At 66.0% G+C, this 23,577-nt stretch carries 20 protein-coding genes; 12 read left to right on the top strand and 8 right to left on the bottom strand.

Annotation, left to right across the window (positions count from 1 at the left end; translation table 11 throughout):
- Positions 1-149 precede the first annotated feature (149 nt).
- A complete protein-coding gene (locus DVB37_RS11120; protein ID WP_104145677.1) occupies positions 150-362 on the bottom strand; it encodes a YbdD/YjiX family protein in 213 nt (70 codons plus the stop codon).
- A 19-nt stretch (positions 363-381) separates the two neighbouring features.
- Positions 382-2,463 carry a carbon starvation CstA family protein gene (locus tag DVB37_RS11115; RefSeq protein ID WP_120155097.1) on the bottom strand — a complete coding sequence of 694 codons (2,082 nt, stop codon included), beginning with the start codon at positions 2,461-2,463 and terminating at the stop codon, positions 382-384.
- 310 nt (positions 2,464-2,773) lie between these two features.
- On the opposite strand from DVB37_RS11115, the gene DVB37_RS11110 reads away from it, so the two are divergent.
- From DVB37_RS11110 to DVB37_RS11095, 4 genes are all read left to right on the top strand, one after another.
- Positions 2,774-4,225, top strand: a complete 1,452-nt coding sequence (locus DVB37_RS11110) for a cache domain-containing protein (RefSeq protein ID WP_120155095.1) — start codon at positions 2,774-2,776, stop codon at positions 4,223-4,225.
- Positions 4,222-4,878, top strand: a complete 657-nt coding sequence (locus DVB37_RS11105) for a response regulator transcription factor (RefSeq protein ID WP_046806847.1) — start codon at positions 4,222-4,224, stop codon at positions 4,876-4,878. Before DVB37_RS11110 ends, DVB37_RS11105 begins: the two co-directional genes overlap by 4 nt.
- A 194-nt stretch (positions 4,879-5,072) precedes the next feature.
- Positions 5,073-5,618, top strand: coding sequence for a GTP cyclohydrolase I FolE (gene folE, locus DVB37_RS11100; RefSeq protein WP_006219193.1), 546 nt, complete (start codon positions 5,073-5,075; stop codon positions 5,616-5,618).
- 680 nt (positions 5,619-6,298) lie between these two features.
- A complete protein-coding gene (locus DVB37_RS11095; RefSeq protein WP_046806862.1) occupies positions 6,299-6,991 on the top strand; it encodes a response regulator transcription factor in 693 nt (230 codons plus the stop codon).
- Between the two features lie 44 nt (positions 6,992-7,035).
- Here the strand turns inward: DVB37_RS11095 and DVB37_RS11090 are convergent, their stop codons facing one another.
- Positions 7,036-8,379, bottom strand: a complete 1,344-nt coding sequence (locus tag DVB37_RS11090) for an amidohydrolase family protein (protein WP_046806846.1) — start codon at positions 8,377-8,379, stop codon at positions 7,036-7,038.
- A gap of 150 nt (positions 8,380-8,529) precedes the next feature.
- Complete coding sequence (locus tag DVB37_RS28875) at positions 8,530-10,251, bottom strand: methyl-accepting chemotaxis protein (protein WP_120155093.1); 1,722 nt, start codon at positions 10,249-10,251, stop codon at positions 8,530-8,532.
- 408 nt (positions 10,252-10,659) lie between these two features.
- Here DVB37_RS28875 and tauA point away from each other — a divergent pair, with 408 nt between their 5' ends.
- From tauA to DVB37_RS11065, 4 genes are all read left to right on the top strand, one after another.
- Positions 10,660-11,688 carry a taurine ABC transporter substrate-binding protein gene (gene tauA / locus DVB37_RS11080; protein ID WP_120155091.1) on the top strand — a complete coding sequence of 343 codons (1,029 nt, stop codon included), beginning with the start codon at positions 10,660-10,662 and terminating at the stop codon, positions 11,686-11,688.
- A gap of 67 nt (positions 11,689-11,755) precedes the next feature.
- A complete protein-coding gene (locus DVB37_RS11075; protein ID WP_046806843.1) occupies positions 11,756-12,598 on the top strand; it encodes a taurine ABC transporter ATP-binding protein in 843 nt (280 codons plus the stop codon).
- Positions 12,591-13,418 carry an ABC transporter permease subunit gene (locus tag DVB37_RS11070; RefSeq protein WP_104145673.1) on the top strand — a complete coding sequence of 276 codons (828 nt, stop codon included), beginning with the start codon at positions 12,591-12,593 and terminating at the stop codon, positions 13,416-13,418. The genes DVB37_RS11075 and DVB37_RS11070 overlap by 8 nt, the downstream gene beginning before the upstream one ends.
- 177 nt (positions 13,419-13,595) lie before the next feature.
- Positions 13,596-15,128, top strand: coding sequence for a PLP-dependent aminotransferase family protein (locus DVB37_RS11065; RefSeq protein ID WP_120155089.1), 1,533 nt, complete (start codon positions 13,596-13,598; stop codon positions 15,126-15,128).
- Positions 15,129-15,204: 76 nt separating this feature from the next.
- Here the strand turns inward: DVB37_RS11065 and DVB37_RS11060 are convergent, their stop codons facing one another.
- From DVB37_RS11060 to xsc, 4 genes are all read right to left on the bottom strand, one after another.
- Positions 15,205-16,608, bottom strand: a complete 1,404-nt coding sequence (locus tag DVB37_RS11060) for an NAD(P)/FAD-dependent oxidoreductase (protein WP_371683130.1) — start codon at positions 16,606-16,608, stop codon at positions 15,205-15,207.
- Positions 16,609-16,627: 19 nt separating this feature from the next.
- Positions 16,628-17,020 carry a nuclear transport factor 2 family protein gene (locus DVB37_RS11055; protein ID WP_120155085.1) on the bottom strand — a complete coding sequence of 131 codons (393 nt, stop codon included), beginning with the start codon at positions 17,018-17,020 and terminating at the stop codon, positions 16,628-16,630.
- A gap of 127 nt (positions 17,021-17,147) precedes the next feature.
- Positions 17,148-18,080: a bifunctional enoyl-CoA hydratase/phosphate acetyltransferase gene (locus DVB37_RS11050; protein ID WP_120155083.1), complete on the bottom strand. Its 933-nt coding sequence runs from the start codon at positions 18,078-18,080 to the stop codon at positions 17,148-17,150.
- Between the two features lie 34 nt (positions 18,081-18,114).
- Positions 18,115-19,926: a sulfoacetaldehyde acetyltransferase gene (gene xsc, locus DVB37_RS11045; protein ID WP_120155081.1), complete on the bottom strand. Its 1,812-nt coding sequence runs from the start codon at positions 19,924-19,926 to the stop codon at positions 18,115-18,117.
- A gap of 192 nt (positions 19,927-20,118) precedes the next feature.
- On the opposite strand from xsc, the gene DVB37_RS11040 reads away from it, so the two are divergent.
- The 4 genes from DVB37_RS11040 to DVB37_RS28330 all read left to right on the top strand — a co-directional run bounded on the left by DVB37_RS11040 (position 20,119) and on the right by DVB37_RS28330 (position 23,570).
- The gene (locus tag DVB37_RS11040) at positions 20,119-20,877 is read left to right on the top strand and encodes an IclR family transcriptional regulator (RefSeq protein ID WP_046806837.1); all 759 of its coding nucleotides are present in this window, start codon (positions 20,119-20,121) and stop codon (positions 20,875-20,877) included.
- Between the two features lie 259 nt (positions 20,878-21,136).
- Positions 21,137-22,525, top strand: coding sequence for an ATP-dependent RNA helicase DbpA (gene dbpA / locus DVB37_RS11035; protein WP_046806836.1), 1,389 nt, complete (start codon positions 21,137-21,139; stop codon positions 22,523-22,525).
- 214 nt (positions 22,526-22,739) lie between these two features.
- On the top strand, positions 22,740-23,147 hold the full coding sequence (locus DVB37_RS11030; RefSeq protein ID WP_046806835.1) for a DoxX family protein: 408 nt from the start codon (positions 22,740-22,742) through the stop codon (positions 23,145-23,147).
- 258 nt (positions 23,148-23,405) lie between these two features.
- Positions 23,406-23,570 (top strand): hypothetical protein, encoded by a 165-nt coding sequence (locus tag DVB37_RS28330; RefSeq protein ID WP_162941192.1) that lies wholly within the window; start codon positions 23,406-23,408, stop codon positions 23,568-23,570.
- Positions 23,571-23,577: the final 7 nt, after the last annotated feature.

Raw genomic sequence — 23,577 nt, 5'->3', positions numbered from 1 at the left:
CGGCTGGCGGTGTACCTAGGTGGAAATTCGCGCCCAGGTTCGGGTCGTTGAATGACCCCGCAGCTTGTCGGGCATCCCCTGCCTTCCACCGCCACCCCAAAATAAACAAGCCCCACACGGGGGCTTGTTTTAATTGTGTTCACTCAACCTCAGCAGCAGCCGATTCGCTTCTTGCCGCCGTATCGCGCGTCCTGGCGTTCGCGGAAGAAGGCTTCGTAGGTCATCGGCTCCTGGTCCGGGTGGGTGCGCCGCATGTGCTCGACATAGGTTTCGTAGTCGGGCACGCCGACCATCAACCGTAGCGTTTGGCCCAGGTAGCGGCCGGCGGCGCCGGCTGCCGAGGTCATGTTGCTGAACAGCATGCGGCGTCTCCGTTGGGGGTCAGTCGGCGCCGGCGGCGGCCGGCAACGCTTCGTACGGCGTCTCGCGGGACGTCGGCTTGTTCTCGGCGCGGGCGCGCTGCACCGACTTCACACCGAACACCACGATGCTGATCACCACGAACATGAAGATCGCGCACAGGCCGGCGTTGATGTAGTCGTTGACCACGACCCGCGACATTTCCTTGAGCGAATGCGCGGGTGCCAGCACATTGCCTTGCGCGATGGCGGCGTTGTACTTGTTGGCGTGGGCCAGGAAGCTGACGCGCGGATCGGCATGGAACAGCTTCTGCCAGCCGGCGGTCAGCGTGCACGCCAGCAACCACAGCGTGGGCAGGATCGTGACCCAGGCGTAGCGGTCGCGCTTCATCTTGAACAGCACCACGGTGCCCAGCGTCAGCGCAATGGCGGCCAGCATCTGGTTGGCGATGCCGAACAGCGGCCACAAGGTGTTGATGCCGCCCAGCGGATCGACCACGCCCTGGTACAGGAAGTAGCCCCAGGCCGCCACGCACAAGCCGGTGGCGATCAGGTTGGCGGGCAGCGAATCGGTGCGCTTGAGCGAAGGCGCGAAAGTGCCCAGCAAGTCTTGCAGCATGAAGCGGCCGGCGCGCGTGCCCGCGTCGACGGCGGTCAGGATGAACAGCGCTTCGAACAGGATGGCAAAGTGGTACCAGAACGCCATCATGCCCGGGCCGCCAATGGCCTGATGCAGAATGTGCGCCATGCCGACGGCCAGCGTGGGCGCCCCGCCCGCGCGCGAAATGATGGTGCTTTCGCCGACGTCCTTGGCGGTCTGGATGAGGTCTTGCGGCGTGACCACGAAGCCCCAGCTGGAGACCACTTGTGCAACCTGGTCTGGCGTGGTGCCGATGACGGCGGCCGGACTGTTCATGGCGTAGTAGATGCCCGGCTCGATCACGCAAGCCGCAACCAGCGCCATGATGGCCACGAAGGATTCCATCAGCATGCCGCCGTAGCCGATGTAGCGGGCCTGCATTTCGTTTTCGATGAGCTTGGGCGTGGTGCCCGAGGCGATCAGCGCATGAAAGCCCGACACCGCGCCGCAGGCGATGGTGATGAACAGGAACGGGAACAGGTTGCCCGACCAGACCGGGCCGGTGCCGTCCACGAACTGCGTCAGCGCGGGCATCTTCAGTTCCGGCGCCACGACCACGATGCCGATCGCCAGGCCAAGAATCGTGCCGATCTTCAGGAAGGTGGACAGGTAGTCGCGCGGGGCCAGCAGCAGCCACACGGGCAGCACGGCGGCGATGAAGCCGTAGACGATCAGGATCCAGGTCAGGCCCTTGCCGTCGAAATCGAACATGGGGCCGATCACCGGGTGGGCGGCCACGTCCTGACCGAAGGTGATGGCGGCCATCAGACCGACGAAGCCGATGATGGAGACCTCGCCGATCTTGCCCGGGCGGATGTAGCGCAGGTACACGCCCATGAACAGCGCGATGGGGATGGTGGCGGCTACCGTGAAGGTGCCCCACGGCGAATGCGTCAACGCCTTCACCACGATCAGCGCCAGCACGGCCAGGATGATGACCATGATCATGAACGCGCCAAACAGCGCGATCACGCCGGGGATCTTGCCCAGCTCGGACTTGACCAGGTCACCCAGTGAACGGCCGTCGCGGCGGGTCGAGATGAACAGGATGGTGAAGTCCTGCACGGCGCCGGCGAACACCACGCCCGCCAGAATCCACAGCATGCCCGGCAGATAACCCATCTGCGCGGCCAGCACCGGGCCCACCAAGGGGCCGGCGCCGGCAATGGCGGCAAAGTGGTGGCCGAACAGCACGTGCTTATTAGTAGGCACGTAGTCCAGGCCGTCGTTGTACTTCCAGGCCGGCGTCATGCGCGAGGCATCCAGCTGGAACACGTTCTTTGCGATGAAGCGGCTGTAGTAGCGGTATGCGATCAGGTAGACGCAGACGGCGGCAATTACCACCCAAAGCGCGTTGATGGTCTCTCCTCTGGCCAGCGCCACGGTGCCCAGCGCAAACGCGCCCAGTACCGCAACCGCCAGCCAGACCAGGTGCTGACCCAGTCCCTTACTGCTGGTTTGCATAAGTGCTCCTCTTGCCTCCCGCCATGCTTGTGGCGTGAAACGCTTTTTTCGTCTCGCGGAAGGCAGACTCATTGTTGTGGGGTGGCGGGTGCGCAAGCGCCCGCGCTGCGTCCTGCTGGACGCGGGCGTTAGTATTTCGTTTTGCCCCCCCGCCAACAAGCGCGGAACTACGCAATCCGGGTACGTATTACTACGCAATGCGCCGCAACATAAAATGGCGGAATCCGGTGAATCCTCGCTGTTAATCAACATCCTCCGTCAGGCCGCCCCAATGCGGCGGCGCACCAATCACCCCTTAGACAGAATTCCCATGAAGCTGCGCTTGAAGATCCTGCTGCTGGCAGCGGTGCCGTTGCTGGTGGCCTTGGCCGCCATCACCGTGGCCGTCTACGTGCAGGGCTTGCAGCTGGCCCAGCGCGAAAAGCAGGTGGTGGAAAGCGCCTGGCTGGCCAGCAAGGAAAGCGAGTTGCGCCACTATGTCAGCCTGGCCTACAGCGCCGTGGCGCCGTTGCAGGCCACGGGCGACGACGAAGCCACACGCCAGAAAGCGCTGGAACTGCTGGCGCAGATGGAGTTCGGCCACGATGGCTATTTCTTCGTCTACGACCTGCAAGGCAAGAACCTGATGCACCCGCGCCAGCCCGAGCTGGTGGGGCAAGACCTCTGGAACCTGCGCGACACGCGCGGGCAAGCCGTCATCCAGAACCTGTTGGCGGCCGCGCGCCAGGGCGGGCAGCAAGGCGAGGTGGTGCATTACCTGTGGGAAAAGCCGTCCACGCACCAGACCGTGGAAAAGCTGGGCTATGTGGTCGTGCTGGACCGCTGGGGCTGGATGCTGGGCACCGGCATCTATCTGGATGACGTGGAGCAGGCCCTGGTGCGTATCGATGCCGCCGCGCAGGCCAACATCCGCAGCATGTTCGCCTGGGTGGCGGGCATTGCCGTGGTGTCGATCCTGTTTGTGGCGGCCTGTGGGTTGGCGCTGAACATCAGCGACCACCGGCAGTCCGACGCCAAGCTGCGCCTGATGGCCCAACAGGTGGTGCGGTCGCAGGAGGACGAGCGCGCGCGCCTGTCGCGCGAGCTGCATGACGGCATCAGCCAGGTGCTCGTGTCCATCAAGCTATCGGTGGAAGCCGCCCGGGAAAGATTACGGCAGGCGCCGCCGGCCGAACCCCAGGCCCATGCCCATATCGACAAGCCGCTGGGCGGCGCGCTGGACCGGCTGAACACGGCGGTGGGCGAAGTGCGGCGCATTTCGCATAACCTGCGCCCCACCCTGCTGGACGACCTGGGCCTGCCCGCCGCGCTGGAACATCTGGGCAGGGAATTCGCCATTCCCAGCACGGACGGCGCGCCGCCGCTGGCCGTGCGCCTGTCCACCACCGGCCAGCCTGTGAAGCTGCCGGACGCCTACGCCACCGCGCTGTTCCGCGTGACGCAGGAAGCGCTGACCAACGTGATCCGCCATGCCCGCGCCACGCGCGCCGACATGACGCTGGCCTATTCGGCGCACGATCTGCGCCTGACCATCACCGACGATGGGCGCGGTTTTGACTATGCACAGGTGCAGGAAGACCCGCGACGCGGCATCGGGCTGCGCAATATGCGCGAACGCCTGAACGCGCTGTCGGGCAACCTGAGTTTTCATTCCAGCCAGCAAGGCACCACCTTGCAGGCCTGGCTGCCGCTGCCCCCGGCCGCCCTTCCCCCGACCGCCCCTCCCCCGACCGCACCTCCCCCTTCAACGAGCCCCGCATGAATTCCACGCCCGACGCCATTCGACTGTTGCTGGTTGACGACCACCCGCTGGTACGCGACGGCCTGCGGTTGCGGCTGGAAACCGTGCCCCGTCTTCAGGTCGTGGGCGAAGCCGGCAACGCCGCCGCCGCGCTGGCATTCCTGGCCGCGTGCCAGGCCGAAGCCCCGCTTGGCGACACCCTGCCCCACCTGGCGCTGATGGACCTGAACATGCCGGGCGGCGGCGGGCTGGAACTGACGGCGCAGCTGCACGAACGCTATCCGCAGATTGCCGTCCTGGTGCTGACCATGCACGACAACCCGGAATACATGGTGCAGGCGGTCAAGGCCGGGGCGCGCGGCTATCTGCTCAAGGATGAGCCGGCCGAGGAAATCGTGACGGCGATCAGCGCCGTGATGGAAGGCCGCAGCTATTTCAGCGCGTCCGTCGCGGTGCGTTTGTCGCAGGCCAGCGCACCGGCCACCCTGCTGACGCAACGGGAACGCGACGTGCTTCGCCACATCGCCACCGGCCAGGCCAACAAGCAGATCGCGCACGCGCTGGGCCTGTCGGTGCGCACCGTGGAAACGCACCGCTTGAACATCAAGCGCAAGCTGGGTATCGACGGGCAGGCCGAACTGATCAAGTACGCGGTGGAAAACCGGGGGGTTTGACGAGCGTACCGAAGGCTGGGCCGGGCGTCGCATGAATGCGGCTTTTACCTTGCCCTGACCCACCTATGAACCGCCCATGGCGTGGGGTTACCCATGATTGCAAGCGCGCGCTGCGGTAGACTTGCCTGCATTCCCGCGTCGCCGACGCGGCACGCGACAATGCCACGATGAACGTGTTGCCCCTGGAGTCCCCCATGTCATTGGAAAAGAACTACACCGCCATTCTCGAAGCGCTAGGGGAAGACCCAAGCCGCGAAGGGCTGGCCGATACGCCCGCCCGCGCGGCCAAGGCCATGCGCCACCTGTGCCGGGGCTACGCGCAGAACCTGGACGAAATCGTGAACGGCGCGCTGTTCACGTCCGATACGCGCGAAATTGTCCTGGTCAAGAACATCGAACTGTATTCGCTGTGTGAACACCACATGCTGCCCTTCATCGGCAAGGCGCACGTGGCGTATCTGCCGGCGGGCAAGGTGCTGGGCCTGTCCAAGGTGGCCCGCATCGTTGAAATGTACGCGCGCCGCTTGCAGATCCAGGAAAACCTCAGCCGCCAGGTGGCCGAGGCCGTGCAGAAGGTGACCGGCGCGGCCGGCGTGGCCGTGGTGATCGAAGCGCAGCACATGTGCATGATGATGCGCGGCGTTGAAAAGCAGAATTCGTCCATGGTCACGTCCGTGATGCTGGGCGAATTTCATGACAACCCGTCGACCCGCGCCGAATTCCTCAGCCTGATCCGCTGATCGTTCCAGCACGCCACAACGGGCGGTGCGGCCAAGCTGGCTGCACCGCCCGTTTCACTTGGCATTGAATCCGCGGAGATAGCACCCGCCGACGTCCTTGCTCGGTGGATTGCGCGATGGCATTTCGCGCCCATCGCCTCGTTTTGCAGCGTCTGCGCGCACCCGCCCGGATATCCGCCTGAATTGGCGGAATCGACCGGCGTATCACGGGCAATTGAAACGCCCCAAATCCCCACCGCAAGCCTCCGTTTTCAAGCGAACGGAGGGCGCCGACGCGTTCTACATTGAAGTCATTCGCAGCCCCCTCACAATCATTACGCTGCGAACCGCGGCCTAGCCATCGGAGCCGCCACAGCCTCCGAAAGCGAACGTCGTGAGATGTCTAGTTGTTGTTTGAAGTTGCAGTCGTCGCAGCAAAAAACGGTGTCGTCGCCTTCCCCCCCCCGATCTGACACACCGTTCGCAGCAGCTTTACCCCGACCGGCCTGCCGGTCGGGGCATTTTTAAGACTCTTCCAATTCACAAGAGCGTTATTAGCCGTCAGCATGACGGGTCGCCTGGCGTGCACGCTTCATCGCTGCAATCGTTGCGCCAGTCCGTTTGCACAAGACCGCCAATTTGCAGGTTCGCGCCTTGGCGCGGCCCCGCAAGCCAGCGGCGTCCATTCGATGCAGCAACCCATGAAAGTCCTCGTAATCGACAATGACAAGACCTCGGCGGAAGCACTGAGCCATACGCTTGCCGAGCAAGGCCAGATCGTCCACATTGCCACCGATGGAGTAAGCGGCCTACGCATTGCAAAAACATTTCCGTATGACCTGATCCTGCTTGATGTGCAGCTACCCGTGATGGACGGTTTCACCGTGCTGCGGGAACTGCGCAAGGAAAGCAATGTGCCGGTGCTGATAGTCTCGGCGCGCGACGAACTGCAAGCCCGCGTGCAAGGCTTGAGCGAAGGCGCGGACGACTACCTGGCCAAGCCCTATGCCACCTGCGAGCTGGTCGCGCGCATGAAGGCGATCAACCGGCGATCCTCACCGGCCGACGAGCCCAGCACGCAACACGTCTTGCGCGTGGGCGATCTTGAACTGCAACTGCTAAGCCGCAAGGCCTTGCGCGAAGGCCAACGCATCCGGCTGACCGCGATTGAATTCGCGTTGCTTGAACGGCTGATGCGCAAGCATGGCGAAGTGCAGTCGCGCATGAACCTGGCGGCGCACGTGTGGGGCATCAACTTTGACCGTGGCACCAACGCCATCGACGTGGCCGTGCGCAGGCTGCGCATGAAAATGGACGACCCCTTCAGTTCGCGCCTGCTGCACACCGTCTGGGGCCTGGGCTACGTCCTGGAACAACGCGACCCGCCCTACTGATTAATGCGCGCCGCGCTCACGCCCGGCGCGCATCGGCTCATGCGTCACATCATCATCGCGCCACGCTCCTCGCGGACCGTGGCGCGCGGCCGCAGGTAACGGCCCTTGCCCGGTTCGCCTTGCACCTGGCTGCCGTCATACACCAGTTCGCCACGGCGCCACGTGCCAAACACATGCACGGTGTAGGGCCGGCCGAACGCCTGCTCAGGCTGCGCCGCCGACCGCCCGGGCGCCAGCACGACGAAGTCCGCGTCCTTGCCGATATCGAACGAGCCCTTGCGGTCGTCCAGCAGGAAATGTTCGGCGGGCTTTTGCGACAGCAGTCGGACCACGAGCGTGGGCGACAGGCCGCGCGATTCGCAGCCGGACCACAGCGCGGGCAAAAGCAGGTCGGGCCCGTAGTCCACCGTGGGGGCCGAGTCATCACCGGCGTCGTCGCCGCGCGCCTGGTATCCGCTGGACACGAAGGTGCACATGTCGGTGGCCAGCCGCCGCCACAGGGCGTCGACCTCGACACTGGGACGCAGCAAGGGGTAGTCGTCGGCTGATCCGCCAAACTGCTGCATCGCATCTTCGGTGCTCATGACCAGGCTGCGCAGGCTAGTCTCGATGGTGACCCAGTGCCCGGCCTGGCGGTAGCGGGCGCACATGGCATAGCCTTCTTCGGACCACACATCCGCCGCCTGCATGCGCACCCCGGCCGCCGCGCCGACGCGGCACAGCAGGCGCGTGGTCAAGCCTTCGATCAGGGGCAGGTTGGCGCGGGCCAGCACTTCCCGGCCCGCCCGGCCGGCATCCAGCAAGCGCCGCGCGTTACGGCTGGCCGTCAGCCGCGCGTGGTTGTGCATGCTGCACGCCAGGCCGAAGCGCGCAATGCCCTGAAAAGCCTGCAATAAATCGCTTTCGTGATGGGCAAAGCGGTTGCGTTCGTGCTCGAACGTGGGAATGGAAAAGGCGCACACACCACCGCTGGCCAGAGCGTCAGCGGCATCCAGGCCGTGCTGGGTGTTGACGGTGCCCGCCACCGCCACGTCCACATGCGCCTCACGCCCGATGCGCGAGACCATCGCATCCAGCTGCGCGCGGCTGGCGACCACCTCGGCGTGTTCGTAAGGCATGTCCACCAGCGTGGTCACGCCGCCCGCGGCTGCCGCCCGGGAGGCGCGGCGGATGCCGCAACCATCGGCCCAACCGCCGATATATGTACGGCTGTCGACGGCGCCCGGTAGCACCCACAAGCCGCGCGCGTCCACCAAATCCCGCGCGGCCGGCGGGCTGTGGCTGCCCATTGCCGCGATCTTGCCGTCCATGATCCCCAACCAGCCGTCTTCCAGAATGCTATCGGCGTTGACCAGCGAACCGCGTATCACCATGTCGAAATCGCTCATTGTTTTCTTCTTGTCGTGAGGGCACGCGGCCGACCGGCTGCCCGGCTTTGCGCACGTGCGTAGCGTTGATCGACCGCTGGCCTATCCCCACGGAACCGGCCAGCGGATACTACCGGGCGGGCGCCAGATCCTCCTTCCGGCGCCGCTTCGTCAGAACACCTGCCAATCGTCCTGCACGGCCGCACCCAGGCCCGCCGGCGCGGGCGCCGATGCCGGGCGCTGCAACGCCACGCGCTTGCGCGGCGCCCCCGCCCGGGCCGGGTTCGTCTGGTTTGCCGTGGATGCATTCGACACACGCGCATCGGGCATGTCGATGACCACGCGCGGCGATACGGTGAAGACGGCGACGGTTTGCGCCAGACCTTCGGCCTGGTCGCGCAGCGCGCGCGCCGATGCGGCGGCCTGCTCGACCAGCGCCGCGTTCTGTTGCGTGGCCTCGTCCATGCTGGACACGGCCAGGTTCACCTGGTCGATGCCTTGGGCCTGCTCGCTGGATGCCGCGGCAATTTCACCCATGATGTCGGTCACCCGGTGCACGGCGCTTTCGATTTCGCGCATCGTTTCGCCGGCCAGCGCCACCTGCTGCGCGCCCGCCTGCACCCGGCCGGCCGAGTCGGCGATCAGCTGCTTGATCTCGCGCGCGGCCAGCGCGCTGCGTTGCGCCAGCGCCCGCACTTCACCGGCCACCACGGCAAACCCCTTGCCCTGGTCCCCCGCGCGCGCCGCTTCCACGGCCGCGTTCAGCGCCAGGATGTTGGTTTGAAACGCAATGCCGTCGATGACCGACACGATGTGCGTGATCTTGGCCGAACTGGCGCTGATGTCCTGCATGGTGCCGACCACGTCGGCCACCACCGCCGCGCCCCGCCCCGCCACCTGCGACGCGCCTTCCGCCAGCTGGTTGGCGCGCAGCGCGTTGTCGGCGTTTTCCTTGACGGTTACCGCCAGCCGGCCCATCGACAGCGCCGTTTCTTCCAAGGTAGCGGCTTGCTGTTCGGTACGCGACGACAGCAGCACATTGCCTTCGGCGATGTCGCGCGTTCCGTGGCTGATCTGGTGCACGCTTTGGCGGACGGCGGCGACCGTCTTGGCCAGGCTGGCCTGCATGCGTTGCAGGCCAAGAAAAAGTTGACCCATTTCATTGTGCGATTTGATCTCGATCGGGTTGGTCAGATTGCCGTCGGCGATGCTTTGAAAATGCGCGCCGGCGCGCAGCAAGGGGCGTAACACCGAGCGGCTGACAAACAGCGCCGCGCCGATACTGAGCAACACGGCCACGGCAAGCAGCGCCGCGATCAGCGTATTGGCGCGCACGTGCTGGGTGGCGGCGGCTTCGACAAAGCCGTTGGTCTGGGCGTCGACATAGCGCAGATAGCCGGCCACTTCGTGGTCGAACGCCAGGTGGGCGCCCTGCACCGCGTCCATCTGCAAGGCGAACGCCCGGGCGTCCTGGCCGCGCATGGATTCGAACTGTTCGGCGGCCAACGAGTCGTAAAGCTTGAACGCGGCCGCCACCGGGGCCGCTTTTTCCTGCAACGCGGGCGCGCGCACCTCGCTGGCGAACGCATCGAACCGCTCGCGCGAGCGCCGCCACAGGTCTTCGGCACGCGCGGCGTCGGCATCGCTTTCCGTGATGCGGCCGACCTGCCGGTTGATCATCGCGGCGTCCATCGCCAGGCGCGCGCGCAGCATCAGGGTGTAGGCCTCGTAGACGGGCACGACGCGCATTGAATAGGCTTCGTTGACCTGGCCCAGCTTGGCGTTGCTGGAGCGTGTGTCCAGCCAGGCCGCGCCGTTGGCGACCAGCATGCCGGTGAAGAACAGCGCAAGCAAAATGCCCAGACAGCTGCGGACTTTCAAGTGAGTGAACATACGACCTCGAAGGAATTCATGACCCCGGGGCAGCAACGCGCGCCAGCGGGGACTGAGGGCCTGGGGTGTCCACCGCGCCCGCTGGGTCGGACGAAACGAATGTATCCCAGCGCCTCCGACAAATCGTTAACAAATGAATGACATTTCCGTCACCGCGAAAGCGATGCTTTGGTGCTATCGACGAGCGCTGGCGCGGGCCTCGGGCATTTGGCCGATAGCCGCTGGACGATGCCGGGAACCACCATGGGCACATCCCGCCCGCGCGCGGCTCGGGTCGCCGCTTTGGCACCTACTGAACCGCCCATCTGGACCTAGCGTTCTGGCCCTATCCGGGCAAACTGGCACCAGGCCGCACCGGCACAAAGCCGGTCGCGTCGGGGCGCGGCCCACTCTCTTTCGGAGATCACCATGAACGCGATTTACCGCCTCATCCGCCGCTGCACCCTGGCCGGCCTTGCCGCTGCGCTGGTGGCCGCGCCCGCTTACGCCCAGACCAAGCTGGTGGTGGGCTATCAACAGATCGTGGGCCCGTTTTTGTCGTCCATTGCCGATGGCAGTTTCGATGCCGCATTAAAAGAAGCCGGGTACCAGGTCGACTGGCGGCAGTTCACGTCCGGTGGGGATATTTCGACGGCGCTGGCCTCGGGCAATGTGCCGGTGGGGGTGCTGGGGTCGACCGGCATCACATCGGCCGCCACGCGCGGCGTGGACCTGCAACTGTTCTGGATCCTGGACAACATCGGCAAGTCCGAAGCACTGGTGGCGCGTAACGGCTCGGGCATCAACAGCACGGCTGATTTGAAGGGCAAGCGGGTGGCGACGCCGTTTGTATCGACGTCGCACTTTCACCTGTTGGTGGGCCTGGACCAGGTATGGAAGATCAACCCGCGCGACGTGCGAATCCTGAACATGCAGCCGCCACAGATCGTGGCCGCCTGGCAGCGCGGCGACATCGACGCCGCCTACGTCTGGCCGCCCGCGCTGACCGAAATTGAAAAGACCGGCAAAGTGATTGCCGATTCCGAAGCCATCGGCCGCGCCAGCGTGCCTACGTTCGACGGCATCGTCGTGGACCGCGCCTGGGCCGCGAAGAACCCGAAGTTCATGGCCGCCTTCACCGGCGTGCTGGCCAAGTCCTATGCCGACTACCAGGCCAACGGCGCCAAGTGGACGGCCGATTCGCCGCAGGTCAAAGGCATCGTGCGGCTGATCGGCGGCAAGCCGGACGACATCATCGGCGCGCTCAAGCTGCTGGTGTTCCCGACCGCGCAAGAGCAGGCGTCGCCGACATGGCTGGGTGGCGGCAAGGAATCCGGCGCGGTGCGCGCGCTGGACGCCAGCGCCAAGTTCCTGAAGGACCAGAAGCAGATCGACCGGGCGCTGACCGACTACAGCCCGCACGTGACCGACCAGTACGCGAAGGCGGCGGCCAAGTAGGTAGCCCGGCTGTCTTCGGAAAGGACGCCCGCCTAGACGCGGGCGTCCCGTTACAAGGGGAATCCGCATGAACCACCCGACCCTGCCCGCCGCCCAGGCGCTGCGCGCGGACCATGTCAGCGTCACTTATCCCGGCTTGCACGACAGCGGGCCGGTCATCGCGCTGCAAGACGTCAACCTGACCATCGAGCCCGGCGAGTTCGTCGTGGCGCTGGGCGCGTCGGGCTGCGGCAAGACCACCTTGCTTAGCCTGCTTGCCGGCTTTCTGTCCCCTACCGAAGGGCAGATCACGCTAGGCGGGCGGCCCATCATTGGCCCGGGCGCCGACCGGGGCGTGGTGTTCCAGAAGCACGCCCTGCTGCCTTGGCTGAACGTGCTGGAGAACACGGAATTCGGCCTGAAGCTGCAAGGCGTGGACAAGGAAACGCGGCGCGCCCGCGCGCGCCGCAACCTGGAATTGGTGGGCTTGCAGGACTTTCACCGTCACATGATCTACCAGCTGTCCGGCGGCATGCAGCAGCGCGTGGGCATTGCGCGCGCGCTGACCTGCGACCCCGCCATGCTGCTGATGGACGAACCCATGGCGGCGCTGGACGCGCTGACGCGTGAAACCATCCAGGAACTGCTGCTGGATATCTGGCGCCAGACCAACAAGATGTTCTTCTTCATTACCCATAGCGTGGAAGAGGCGCTGTTCCTGGGATCGCGGCTCATCGTCATGTCGCCGCGCCCGGGGCGCATCACGCACACCTTCACGCCGGACTTCAACCGGCGCTACCTGGAGACCCGCGATGGCCGCCGCATCAAATCCAGCCCCGACTTCATCGCCATGCGCGAGCAAGTCCTTGGCATCATCTACGGCGACGAGCTTGCCGCCCACGAGCCCGCCCGCGAGCCGGCCCATGCGTGAACCGCGCGGGGGCCGCAAGCCGGCCGCCCCCGGCAAGGTCTATGGCGCCCCCGGCGCGGGCTACAGCGGCCACATCAGCCTGATCACCAGCATTGCGCTGGTGGCGCTGTGGTTCCTGGTGACCAGCACCGGCTGGGTCAAGCCGCTGTTCCTGCCGTCGCCCTTTGCCGTGTACGACAAGTTCGTGTCGGCCATGACCGACGGCGTGGCCAATTCCACCTTGGCCGAACACGCCATGGCCAGCCTGACACGTGTGTTCTCGGCATTTTTCCTGGCCTGCATCACGGCGGTGCCGGTCGGCATCCTGATGGGTGTCAACCGCTACGCGCGCGGCATTTTCGACCCACCCATCGAGTTCTACCGCCCCCTGCCGCCGTTGGCGTACCTGCCGCTGATCATCATCTGGTTCGGCATCGGGGAATTTCCGAAGATCCTGCTGATTTATCTGGCGATCTTTGCACCCATGGCGATCGCGGCGCGCGCCGGGGTGCGGTCGGTATCCATCGAACAGATCCATGCGGCCTACGCCATGGGCGGCACGCCGATGCAGATCGTGTGGCACGTGATCCTGAAGGCGGCCATGCCCGAGATTTTCACGGGCCTGCGCATCGGCATCGGCGTGGGGTGGACCACGCTGGTGGCCGCTGAAATGGTGGCAGCGGACCGGGGCCTGGGCTTCATGGTGCTGAACGCCGCGCAGTTTCTGGCCAGCGACATCGTCATCATGGGCATCATCGTGATCGGCGTATTCGCCTTCGCCTTCGATCTGCTGGTGCGGTATGTGGAGAAATTTGCCATCCCCTGGAAGGGACGCATCTAGCCGCGCGGGCCGATGTGGCGGGCTGATGGCGCGGCCCCGATTGCCCTGCCCGGCCGCTGCACTCGCCCGGCAGGGCAATCCCCCATTCCGCCCCAAAGGGGCGTCCTCTATCCTACCTACCGGATCGCGCGGCGGCCCTTGCCTTGAGGCCCCGCGCCGCCATCACAAGGAGCCGTCATGTCCAGCCAGGCCGCGATGCAAAAGCCTGTGATGTGGGAACGCCTGTTCGAACGGGAAAGCGCGCCCAACCTCAGCCTGCAAGGCCGCGTGCGCCAGATGCTGGTGTCGGCCATTCTTAGCGGGCACCTGCCGCCCGGCATGCCGGTGCCGTCCAGCCGCCAGTTGGCCGACCAGCTTTGCATTGCGCGCAACACGGTGGTTTTTGCGTACCAGCAGCTGGTCAGCGAAGGGTATCTGGTGTCGCGCCAACGTAGCGGCCATTTCGTTTGCGATTCGGTGATGCAGGGGCATTCGGGGTCGGTGCCCGACCCGACCGCCGCCATGCTGGACGTTGAGGCCCCGCAACGCGTGCGCTGGGACGAGCGCTTGCGCTTTCGGCCATCGCAACAGCGCAATATCACCAAGCCGCAAGACTGGCAGAAGCAGCCCTACCCGTTTGTGTACGGCCAGTTCGACGCAGACCTGTTTCCCACCGCCGAATGGCGCGAATGCTGCATCAAGGCGCTGTCGGTACTGGACATCCGCAGCTGGGCGCCCGACCTGATCACGCACGACGACCCCGCGCTGATCGAACAGATCCGCACGCAGGTATTGCCGCGCCGGGGCGTGTGGGCGGATGCCGAAGAAATCGTGATCACCGTGGGTGCGCAGCACGCGCTGTATCTGCTGGCGGACCTGCTGGTCAACGAAGACACCGTGGTCGGCATGGAAGACCCCGGCTACCCCGACGCCCGCAACATCTTTGCCAGCCATACGCGCCACTTGCTGCCGATGCCGGTGGACGAAGGCGGGCTGTGCACGGGCACGCATCTGCTGGGCTGCGACTATGTGTTTGTGACGCCGGGGCATCAATGCCCCACCACCGTCACGCTGTCGATGGAACGCCGCGAAACCCTGCTGGCCTTGGCGCGACAGGCCGACAGCATGATTATCGAAGACGACTTCGAAAGCGAAAGCCGCTGGGGCGAAGGCGCGATTCCGGCGCTGAAAAGCCAGGACCGTGACGGGCGGGTGATCTATGTCGGCAGCCTGGCGAAGTCGTTCGCGCCAGGCCTGCGCATCGGCTATATCGTTGCCCCGCGCGAGCTGACCCGCGAACTGCGCGCGCTGCGCCGGCTTATGCTGCGGCACCCGTCCGCGTACATCCAGCGCGCGTTTTCGCTATTCATTTCGCTGGGCCATCACCATTCGCTGCTGCGCAAACAGTCGCAAGCGTATCAACGGCGCGGCGCGGAACTGGCGCACGCGCTGGCCCGGCACCTGCCGGACTTCACGCCCACGCCCATCACGGGGTCGTCGTCGTGCTGGCTGCAAGGCCCACCCTGGCTGAACGCGGCGCAGCTGTCCGAGGCGGCGCTGGCCGAGGGCGTGGTGGTGGAACCGGGCGACGTCTTTTTCATGAACGGGGCCGACGCGCCCCGCAACTTCCTGCGCGTGGGATTCACGTCGATACGGCCCGAACTGATCGAACCGGGCATCGCAAAACTGGCGCAGGTGGTGCGCCGGTATCGGCTGCGGGCGGCGGCGTAGGCGCGGGGCGCGTTCGGCACGCGGTTCAGGTGGCACGCTACGGGGGCCCGCCACCGATGCACGACACCTGTGCACGCTACAGATGCTCGTCCCGCAGGTGATACCAGCGATACAGCAGCCCCTGCCCCAGCCGCCTGAACGGGGCGAACAGGTGCCCGGGCAGCGGTGAATCGTAGATGGGCAGGTTCCAGGGCGCGCCGTCCTGGCCCATCATCCGCTGGGCCAGCCGCTTGCCGGCCTGGGCCGAGAACGCCACCCCGTTGCCGCCGTAGCCAAAGGCGTAGTACACGGGCTGGGACGGGTCGGGCTGCGTTACGCGCGGCATCATGTCGTGGCTGACGTCGACCCAACCCCACCACGAATACGCCACCTCGACATCACGCAGCGACGGAAACTTGCGCGCCAGCCCCTCGCGCAGCAAGGCCAGGTGACGCGGGTGCTGGGCGTCGGCGCCGCGCAAGGCGCTACGGCTGCCGATCTGCATGCGGCCGTCGGGCAGCAGGCGGTAATAGAAACGCAAGGTGCGGGTGTCGGTGATGAACACGGTGCTTTTCAGGCCGGCGGCCGCGCGCTCAGCGTCCGAGAGCACACGCGTCACCATGGAATTGGACAGCACCGGCATGATGCGATTGTCCAGCAGCGGGTTGACGCCCTGCGCCGTGTAGCCGCCGGTGGCAAACGCCACGCGGCGCGCACGCACTACACCCGCCGGGGTTTGCAGGGCGATGGCGCCATTGTCGCGGCGCCAGCCCAGCACCGGGCTGGACGGATGCACGCGCACGCCCAGCGCGCGCGCCTGGCGTAAATAGCCATACGCCAGCTTCAAGGGATGCACGCCCACGCCGTCGGGCTCGTGCATGGCTCCGACGGCCTCGTGATCGTGCACATAGCGTTCACGCAACTCGCCCTGGCTGAGCATGCGAGCGTCGTAGCCAAACACCTCGCGCATGACGCGCGCCTCGTTCGCCAGGAACGCCATCTTCTTCTGCCGATGCGCGGTGTACAGATGCCCGCCGGGCTGCGCGTCGCAATCGACCTGGGCCACGAGGCTTTTCCAGTATTCGAACCCTTCGCGGATTTCGGCGTCCAGGCGCTTGGCGGTATCCATGCCCCAGCGGCCGATCCATTGCGACCGGTACAGACGCCCGGAGGCATTCTGCCCCTGCCCGCCATTGCGGCTGGTGCAGCCCCACACCGCGCGGTTGGCGTCCAGCATCAGCGCGCGCACGCCGAAGTCGCGCGCCAGCGTCAGCGCGGCGGACAGGCCCGTGAAGCCGGAACCCACAATCACCACATCGGCATCCACGTCGCCCTGGATGGGGCCATCGTCTTCGGGCGGTGCGCCCGCGGTGGCGACCCAGTAGGTGGGCGCGTAGTCCTGCCCCTGGCCGGGTGGCGACACCAGCGGGTCGTACGTGGGGTTGTAGGCGTTCACGCGTGCGGCGGCGGCCGGGGCCGGGCGCGTAGTGTCGAAGGACATTTGGGTATCCATGCGCGTCTCACGCCCGGGCGGGCAAGGCGGGCCGCTGCTTGCGGAACGCGTTCTTCACGCGGATCTTGCCGTCTTGAAAGGTGAAGATATCGACCATGTCGGCCTCGACGCGCGTGCCGTCGGCCGCCGTTCCCGTGAACGTGCATTCCGACACGCCACGATCGCCCGCCACCCAATGCCGGCCGTTGTTCCATTGCGCATCCGGGAAGTTCTTCCAGGCCGCCGCGAAGGCCGTGCGGACGGCTTCCGCCCCCGTGTGCCGGCTGCCGCAGGCGTCCGGTCCGCCGACGGTCTCGAACACGCAGTCTTGCGTCATGAAGCGCATCAGCGCGTCGATATCGTGGCGGTTCCAGGCGGCCGCGAATTCGGCCAGCATGTCGGCGGTGACGGTGTTTGGCATTGCCTGCTCCCTGTGTCGAAATACCCGTCGCAAAGCGCGCGCGGGCGTCTGGACTCAAGGTACGTGGCGGGGGTGGCAGGGTCTAGAACCAGACGCGGCAAATCGCTTGCACCAGAATTTTCCGGGTTCAAGCGTCGCGTGCTGCCAGCAAGGCACGGGCGTGCAGCACCGCGATGGCGCAGCTGTTGACGCGCGCCTGCACGGAGTCGGACCGGCTGGTCAGCAGCACCGGCACGCGCGTGCCCAGTACCAGCCCGGCGGTGTCCGCGCCGGCCAGCCAGGTCAGCTCCTTGTAGAGCATGTTGCCCGCTTCGATGTCGGGCGCCAGCAGGATGTCGGCGTCGCCCGCCACGCGCGACACAATGCCCTTTTCGTGCGCCGCCTGTCGCGAAATGGCGTTGTCGAACGCCAGCGGGCCATCGATGTCGCCGCCACGTATCTGCTGGCGGTCGGCCATCTTGGACAGGGCCGCCGCGTCCAGCGTGGCGGGCATGGCGGGGTTGACGGATTCCGTGGCGCACAACACCGCCACCTTGGGCCGGCCGATGCCCAGCGCTTGCGCCAGGTCGATGGCGTTTTGCGCGATGTCGGCCTTTTCCATCAGCGTGGGCGCGATGTTGACCGCCGCGTCCGTCAGGATGAACAGCTTGGCGTAGGCGGCAACGCCCATCACAAAGGCATGGCTGACGCGCCGGCTCGTGCGCAAACCGGATTCGCGCGACACCACGGCGGCCATGAAGTGTTCGGTATGCAGGCTGCCCTTCATCAACATCTGCACGGCGCCGTCGCGCGCCAGCCCCGCCGCCGTCTGCGCGGCCAGGCATTCGTCATCCGGTGTGTCGACGATGTCGAAGTCGCCCGGCCGCAAGCCCGCCTGTGCCAAGCGGTCAAGCAGCTTGCGCGCCGGCCCCACCAGCACGGGCTCGATATGGCCGGCGCGCTGCGCCTGCACGGCGGCATCCAGACTGGAGGCCGACATGGGGTACGCCACCGCCGTGCGCAAGCGGCCCGCCGACAGCGCGGCATCGCGCAGCGGCGCGAACAATTGATCGCTAGCCATACGGCGGGCTCCTGGTCTCTGGCGGCGGCTGGCCCTAACGCCCAACCGGATCGATCGGCAACGGCACCTCGCCCGCCTGGAACGGCTGGTTGACGTAGCGCTTGTACTTGTCCAGAAAGCGCACGGGCTGCTTCAGCGCGTCGCGTCGGAACGGATCGCCCAGCTCTTGGCTGACCATCATTTCCAGCACCGTGGTCTTGCCTTCGGACTGCGCCTGGCACGCCGCCTGCAACGCCGCGCCCACCTGGTCCGCGTGTTCGACGCGGATGCCCTCGGCGCCCATGGCGCGCGCCAGCTCGGAAAAATTCGGGTTCAGCAGATTGCTGCCCACGAAGCGGCGGCCATAGAAGTCCACCTGGTTTTTCTTTTCCGCGCCCCACTGGCCGTTGTGGAACACCACGGCCGTGACCGGGATCTTTTCGCGCACGCAGGTCAGCAATTCCTGAAAGCTCATGCACCACGCGCCGTCGCCCACATAGGCCACGGCCGGGCGGTCCGGGCGGCCCAGCTTGGCGCCGATCAACGCGGGCAGCGCGTAGCCGCAGTTGCCGAAGCTCATGGCGGCCAGCATGGAGTTCGGCTCGTCAAAGCGCAGATAGCTGTTGGACACCGAGCAGATGTTGCCGATGTCGGTGGACACCATGACATGCTTGGGCATCGCGCGTTCCAGCTCGCGCAGCATGCGCCGTGGGTGCATGCGGCCGCCGCCTTGTTCGATGATGTCCAGGCTCCAGTCGTCGCGTTCGTGCGACCAGCCATCCAGCTCGGCTTCCCAGGCGGCCTTTTGCGAGGCGATGTCGTCACCGCGCGCGGCCTTGGTGCGCACGCAAGCGACGTCACGCGACTTCAGCTTTTCGGTCAGCGCGGCGGCGGCGGGCCTGGCGTCGCCGCAGATGCCGACCGACACGGGCCGCACCAGCCCCAGCATGCGGTGGTCGGCATCCACCTGAATGATGCGCGCGCCCTGCGGCCAGTAGTCCAGGCCGTGCTGCGGCAAGGTGCCGAACGGCCCCAGCCGCGTGCCCAGCGCCAGCACGACGTCGGCTTGCGACAGCAGCTTCATGCCGGCCTTGGCCCCTTGATAGCCCAGCGGGCCGCACCACAGCGGGTGGCTCGCGGGAAAGGCGTCGTTGTGCAGATAGCTGGTAACGACCGGCGCGCCCAGCAGTTCGGCCAAGGCGACGCATTCCGCCTGGCCCTCGGAAAACAGCACGCCGCCGCCCGCCACGATGACCGGGAATTTGGCCTCGGCCAGCAGCCGCGCCGCCGCTTCCAGGTCTTCTTCGGCGCCCGGCCCCCGGCGCACGCGGCGCGGTTCGGGGATGGCCACATCGATCTCGCCGTAGAAATAATCGCGCGGGATGTTCAGCTGCGTCGGGCCGCGTTCGGCCATCGCGTTGTCAAAGGCCTTGGCGGTGAATTCCGCCATGCGATCCGGCCGGTTCACGTGCGCCTGGTACTTGGTGATGCGCGAAAAAATGGGCAGCTGCTCGGTTTCCTGAAAACCGCCCAGGCCCATGCCGGCCGTGCCGGTTTCGGGGGTGATCGCCACGACGGGGCTGTGCGCCCAGTACGCCGCCGCCACGCCGGTGACGAAGTTGGTGATGCCCGGCCCGTTCTGGGCGATGCACACGCCGTGGCGGCCGGTCACGCGCGAATAGCCGTCGGCCATGTGGGCGGCGCCCTGCTCGTGCACGGTCGGCACGAAGCGGATGCCGGCGGCGGGGAACAAGTCCAGCGCGTCCATGAAGGCCGAACCCACAATGCCGAATACGTCCTTGACGCCCTGCGCGACCAACGTTTCAACGAACGCTTCACTGGGGGTCATGTGTTGCTTGCTGCTCATGGTGTGTCTCCTGGCAGGCCGGCGCTGTGGGAGGTGGCACGCGGGGCGGTTGCCCGCATCGTGCTTGCATCGTGGCCGGGGTGAATCGATACTGCCGGAGAAATCCCGCGTTTCCCATCCCACTGCGTTCCATTTTCTGCAAAATCCGTACGACGATGGCGCCCTGGCAGCTGAATCTTCAAATATTGAAAGATGAAAGACGAATCCTCTGCCGCGCTGCGCGCGCTGACCCTCTTGGAACAGGTAGCCCGGTCCGACGCGCCGGTGTCGCTGGCGGCCCTGACCGACGCGACGGGCCTGCCCAAGCCCTCGGTGCTGCGCATCCTGACGCGGCTGGTCGACGCCGGGATGCTGCTGCGCGAACCCGCCGGCAAAAGCTATGTCAGCGGCCCCCGGCTTAGCGCCCTGGCCCGCGAGACGCTGCTTAATTCCCCCTTGCGCGGTGAACGCCATCGCATCCTGGACAGCCTGGTCGACGAAATCGGCGAAACCTGTAACTGCACCATGCTGGATGGCGACGAAGTCATTTACCTGGACCGCGTGGAAACCGCCTGGCCGCTGCGGGTGAACCTGCAAACGGGCTCGCGCGTGCCGCTGCATTGTTCGGCCAGCGGCAAGCTGTTTCTGGCGCACATGCGGCGCGAGGCGCGCGCGCGCCTGCTGGCCGCCGCGCCCCTGCCGCGTTACACGCCGAACACGTTGTGCGAGGTGGGCGCGCTGGAAAACGAGTTGCGGGCCATCAAGAAGGAAGGCGCCAGCTTTGACCGCGAGGAATTCCTGCTGGGCATCGTCTGCATGGCCGTGCCGATCCTGCGTGGCTCGCGGGTGATCGCCGCCGTGGCGCTGCACGCGCCGGTGGCCCGCTTGTCCATCGACGGGGCGCGCGGCTGGCTGCCCCGCATGCAAGAGGCCGCCCGCGCGCTGGCCGGCACCTACGACGCTGAAGGGTAGCGGCGGGGCTAGCGGCACAGCGGGCGGCTGGGCTGGGGCTGGGGCTGGGCTGGGCTCGGTTGGGCTGGGCTGGACTGGGTTGGGCTGGGCTGGACTGGGCTGGACTGGGCTGTGGGGCTGTGGGGCTGGGGCTGTGGGGCTGGGGCTGTGGGGCTGGGGCTGTGGCCAGGGCCAGGGCTGCGGGCTAGGGTCCGCCCACTCCAGGGCTTACACTGTCGGTCGACTTCGTTTTTTCGCGGTTTTTGCGAACCGCCCTATTGTGACCAACACGCCCTTTTCTACCCTTCCCCTTCTGCCCGCCCTGCTTGATAACCTGCAAAGCCTGGGGTTTGAGCAAATGACGCCTATCCAGGCGCAAAGCCTGCCGCTGATCCTGGAAGGCCGCGACATCATCGCGCAAGCCAAGACCGGCAGCGGCAAGACCGCGGCGTTTGGCCTGGGCGTGCTGCAAAAGCTGGACCCCACCCGCCTGGCGCCGCAAGCGTTGCTGGTGTGCCCCACCCGCGAATTGGCCGACCAGGTTGCCCAGGAACTGCGCCGCCTGGCGCGCCTGATTCCCAACGTGAAGATCTTGACGCTGTGCGGCGGCGCCCCTGCCCGCCCCCAAGCCGAATCGCTGGCGCGCGGCGCGCATCTGGTGGTGGGCACGCCCGGCCGTATCCAGGACCATCTGGAACGCGGCAGCCTGGACCTGGCCGGCCTGACCACGCTGGTGCTGGACGAAGCCGACCGCATGGTCGACATGGGCTTCTACGACGACATCGTGGCCATTGCCTCGCACTGCCCCACCAAGCGCCAGACGCTGCTGTTCTCGGCCACCTACCCCGACAACATCCGCAAGCTCAGCGCGCGGTTTCTGCGCAACCCCGCCGAGGTCAAGGTCGAGGCGCAGCACGACGCCAGCCGCATCGAACAGATCTTCTTTGAAATCGACGAAAAAGACCGCCTGGACGCCGTGGCCCGCCTGTTGGCGCATTACCGCCCCGTGTCCACGCTGGCGTTCTGCAACACCAAGGTCCGCAGCCACGATCTGGTGGAACGCCTGCAAGCCGACGGCATCAGCGCACAGGCGCTCAATGGCGACCTGGAACAGCGCGAACGCGACGAGATCCTGATCCAGTTCGCCAACCAGAGCTGCGCCGTGCTGGTGGCGACCGACGTGGCGGCCCGTGGCCTGGACATCCAGAACCTGGGCGCCGTCATCAACGTGGACGTCACCAAGGACACCGAAGTGCACGTGCACCGCATCGGCCGCAGCGGCCGGGGCGATCAGAAAGGTTTGGCGCTAAGCCTGTGTTCGCCCGACGAGATGCGCTGGGCCAACCTGGTTGAGCAATACCAGGGCTCGCCCTTGAAGTGGGGCGACATCAAATCGCTGAAACCCAAGGCCGACCGCCCCTTGCGTGCGCCCATGGTCACGCTGTGCATCCAGGGCGGCAAGAAAGACAAGTTGCGCCCGGGCGACCTGCTGGGCGCCCTGACCGGCGACGGCGGGCTGACGTTTGAACAGGTGGGCAAGATCAACATCACGGAATTCAACGCCTACGTGGCGCTGGACCGCCAGATTGCCAAGCAGGCGTTTTCGCGCGTGTCCAACAGCAACATCAAGGGCCGGCGCTTCCGTATGCGCTTTCTTGAGGAATTCTGATTATTGGCAGGGTTCGATACGCCCGGTGGTACCGCCAGCAATTACCGCCAGGACGTGACGAAAGCTTGATGATTTTGCAGGGCATTTGCCATAATGGCGCCGCTTGACGCAGCCGCCCCGTCGGATGCGCGGCGGTGTGGGCTTGGAACCAATGGTTCGCGGTGGGTTCCAACGTAGCCTTGTCCTCCTTTAACCATCACAAGAGAAATTCACCATGATCAAGTCCGACGATACCGGCAAGCTGATCCTGCGCCTGGCTTTGGGCATTCTGATTCTGCTGCACGGCTTGTCCAAACTGATGGGCAATGGCGTTACCGGCATCAGCGGCATGCTGTCTTCGCACGGCCTGCCGGGCTTTCTTGCCTATGGCGTCTACGTGGGCGAGATCATCGCGCCCGTTCTGCTCATCGTTGGCGTGTACACGCGCCTGGGTGGCCTGATCATCGCCATCAATATGGTGGTTGCCATCTTGCTGGCGCACACCGGGCAGCTCAGCAGCATGACGAACAATGGCGGCTGGGCACTGGAACTGCAAGGCATGTTCCTGTTCACCGCGCTGGCGCTGGCCTTCATGGGCGCCGGCCGTTTCAGCCTGGCCGGCAACGGCGGACGCTGGAACTGATCGCCTCCACTGCCGCCATCGCCGTTACGCGGCGTGACGCGGCGTGACGCAAAACGGGGTCGCCATGGCGGCCCCGTTCTTTTTTCCGCAACGTTTGATACCAACGACATGCGCCGTCACGCAGGCGCAAACATCGGTCACGCGAAAGCTGTTTCGGATCGATTACAAGAGGCGAACGACTGCCATCCGGTATGGCCTAATCCTTACCAGCGCACCAAGGGCGTATGACACGCCTGGCGCAGGTAGGGAGTCAAGAACATGAAGAAGCGCCTTTTGTTGATGATGGTGATCGCCAGCACGCTGACCGGATGCGTCGTGGTGCCGGCCCGCCCGGCGTACTATCGCCCCGCGCCGGTGTATTACACGCCGCACTATTACTACCCGGCGTATCCCGCGCCGCATTACTACTACCGCGGTTATTGACCGTCGC

Origin of the sequence: Achromobacter sp. B7 (genome assembly GCF_003600685.1) — a bacterium.
GTDB classification, from domain to species: Bacteria; Pseudomonadota; Gammaproteobacteria; order Burkholderiales; family Burkholderiaceae_B; genus Achromobacter; species Achromobacter spanius_B.
Note: the sequence above shows the minus strand (reverse complement) of the source record. Positions and strands in the feature narration are given on the sequence as shown.

Excerpts from the sequence above, each read along its gene's own strand:
- DVB37_RS11120 (WP_104145677.1), bottom strand. The coding sequence starts at position 362 with ATGCTGTTCAGCAACATGACCTCGGCAGCCGGCGCCGCCGGCCGCTAC.
- DVB37_RS11115 (WP_120155097.1), bottom strand. The coding sequence starts at position 2,463 with ATGCAAACCAGCAGTAAGGGACTGGGTCAGCACCTGGTCTGGCTGGCG.
- DVB37_RS11110 (WP_120155095.1), top strand. The coding sequence starts at position 2,774 with ATGAAGCTGCGCTTGAAGATCCTGCTGCTGGCAGCGGTGCCGTTGCTG.
- DVB37_RS11105 (WP_046806847.1), top strand. The coding sequence starts at position 4,222 with ATGAATTCCACGCCCGACGCCATTCGACTGTTGCTGGTTGACGACCAC.
- folE (WP_006219193.1), top strand. The coding sequence starts at position 5,073 with ATGTCATTGGAAAAGAACTACACCGCCATTCTCGAAGCGCTAGGGGAA.
- DVB37_RS11095 (WP_046806862.1), top strand. The coding sequence starts at position 6,299 with ATGAAAGTCCTCGTAATCGACAATGACAAGACCTCGGCGGAAGCACTG.
- DVB37_RS11090 (WP_046806846.1), bottom strand. The coding sequence starts at position 8,379 with ATGAGCGATTTCGACATGGTGATACGCGGTTCGCTGGTCAACGCCGAT.
- DVB37_RS28875 (WP_120155093.1), bottom strand. The coding sequence starts at position 10,251 with ATGTTCACTCACTTGAAAGTCCGCAGCTGTCTGGGCATTTTGCTTGCG.
- tauA (WP_120155091.1), top strand. The coding sequence starts at position 10,660 with ATGAACGCGATTTACCGCCTCATCCGCCGCTGCACCCTGGCCGGCCTT.
- DVB37_RS11075 (WP_046806843.1), top strand. The coding sequence starts at position 11,756 with ATGAACCACCCGACCCTGCCCGCCGCCCAGGCGCTGCGCGCGGACCAT.
- DVB37_RS11070 (WP_104145673.1), top strand. The coding sequence starts at position 12,591 with ATGCGTGAACCGCGCGGGGGCCGCAAGCCGGCCGCCCCCGGCAAGGTC.
- DVB37_RS11065 (WP_120155089.1), top strand. The coding sequence starts at position 13,596 with ATGTCCAGCCAGGCCGCGATGCAAAAGCCTGTGATGTGGGAACGCCTG.
- DVB37_RS11060 (WP_371683130.1), bottom strand. The coding sequence starts at position 16,608 with ATGTCCTTCGACACTACGCGCCCGGCCCCGGCCGCCGCCGCACGCGTG.
- DVB37_RS11055 (WP_120155085.1), bottom strand. The coding sequence starts at position 17,020 with ATGCCAAACACCGTCACCGCCGACATGCTGGCCGAATTCGCGGCCGCC.
- DVB37_RS11050 (WP_120155083.1), bottom strand. The coding sequence starts at position 18,080 with ATGGCTAGCGATCAATTGTTCGCGCCGCTGCGCGATGCCGCGCTGTCG.
- xsc (WP_120155081.1), bottom strand. The coding sequence starts at position 19,926 with ATGAGCAGCAAGCAACACATGACCCCCAGTGAAGCGTTCGTTGAAACG.
- DVB37_RS11040 (WP_046806837.1), top strand. The coding sequence starts at position 20,119 with ATGAAAGACGAATCCTCTGCCGCGCTGCGCGCGCTGACCCTCTTGGAA.
- DVB37_RS11030 (WP_046806835.1), top strand. The coding sequence starts at position 22,740 with ATGATCAAGTCCGACGATACCGGCAAGCTGATCCTGCGCCTGGCTTTG.
- DVB37_RS28330 (WP_162941192.1), top strand. The coding sequence starts at position 23,406 with ATGAAGAAGCGCCTTTTGTTGATGATGGTGATCGCCAGCACGCTGACC.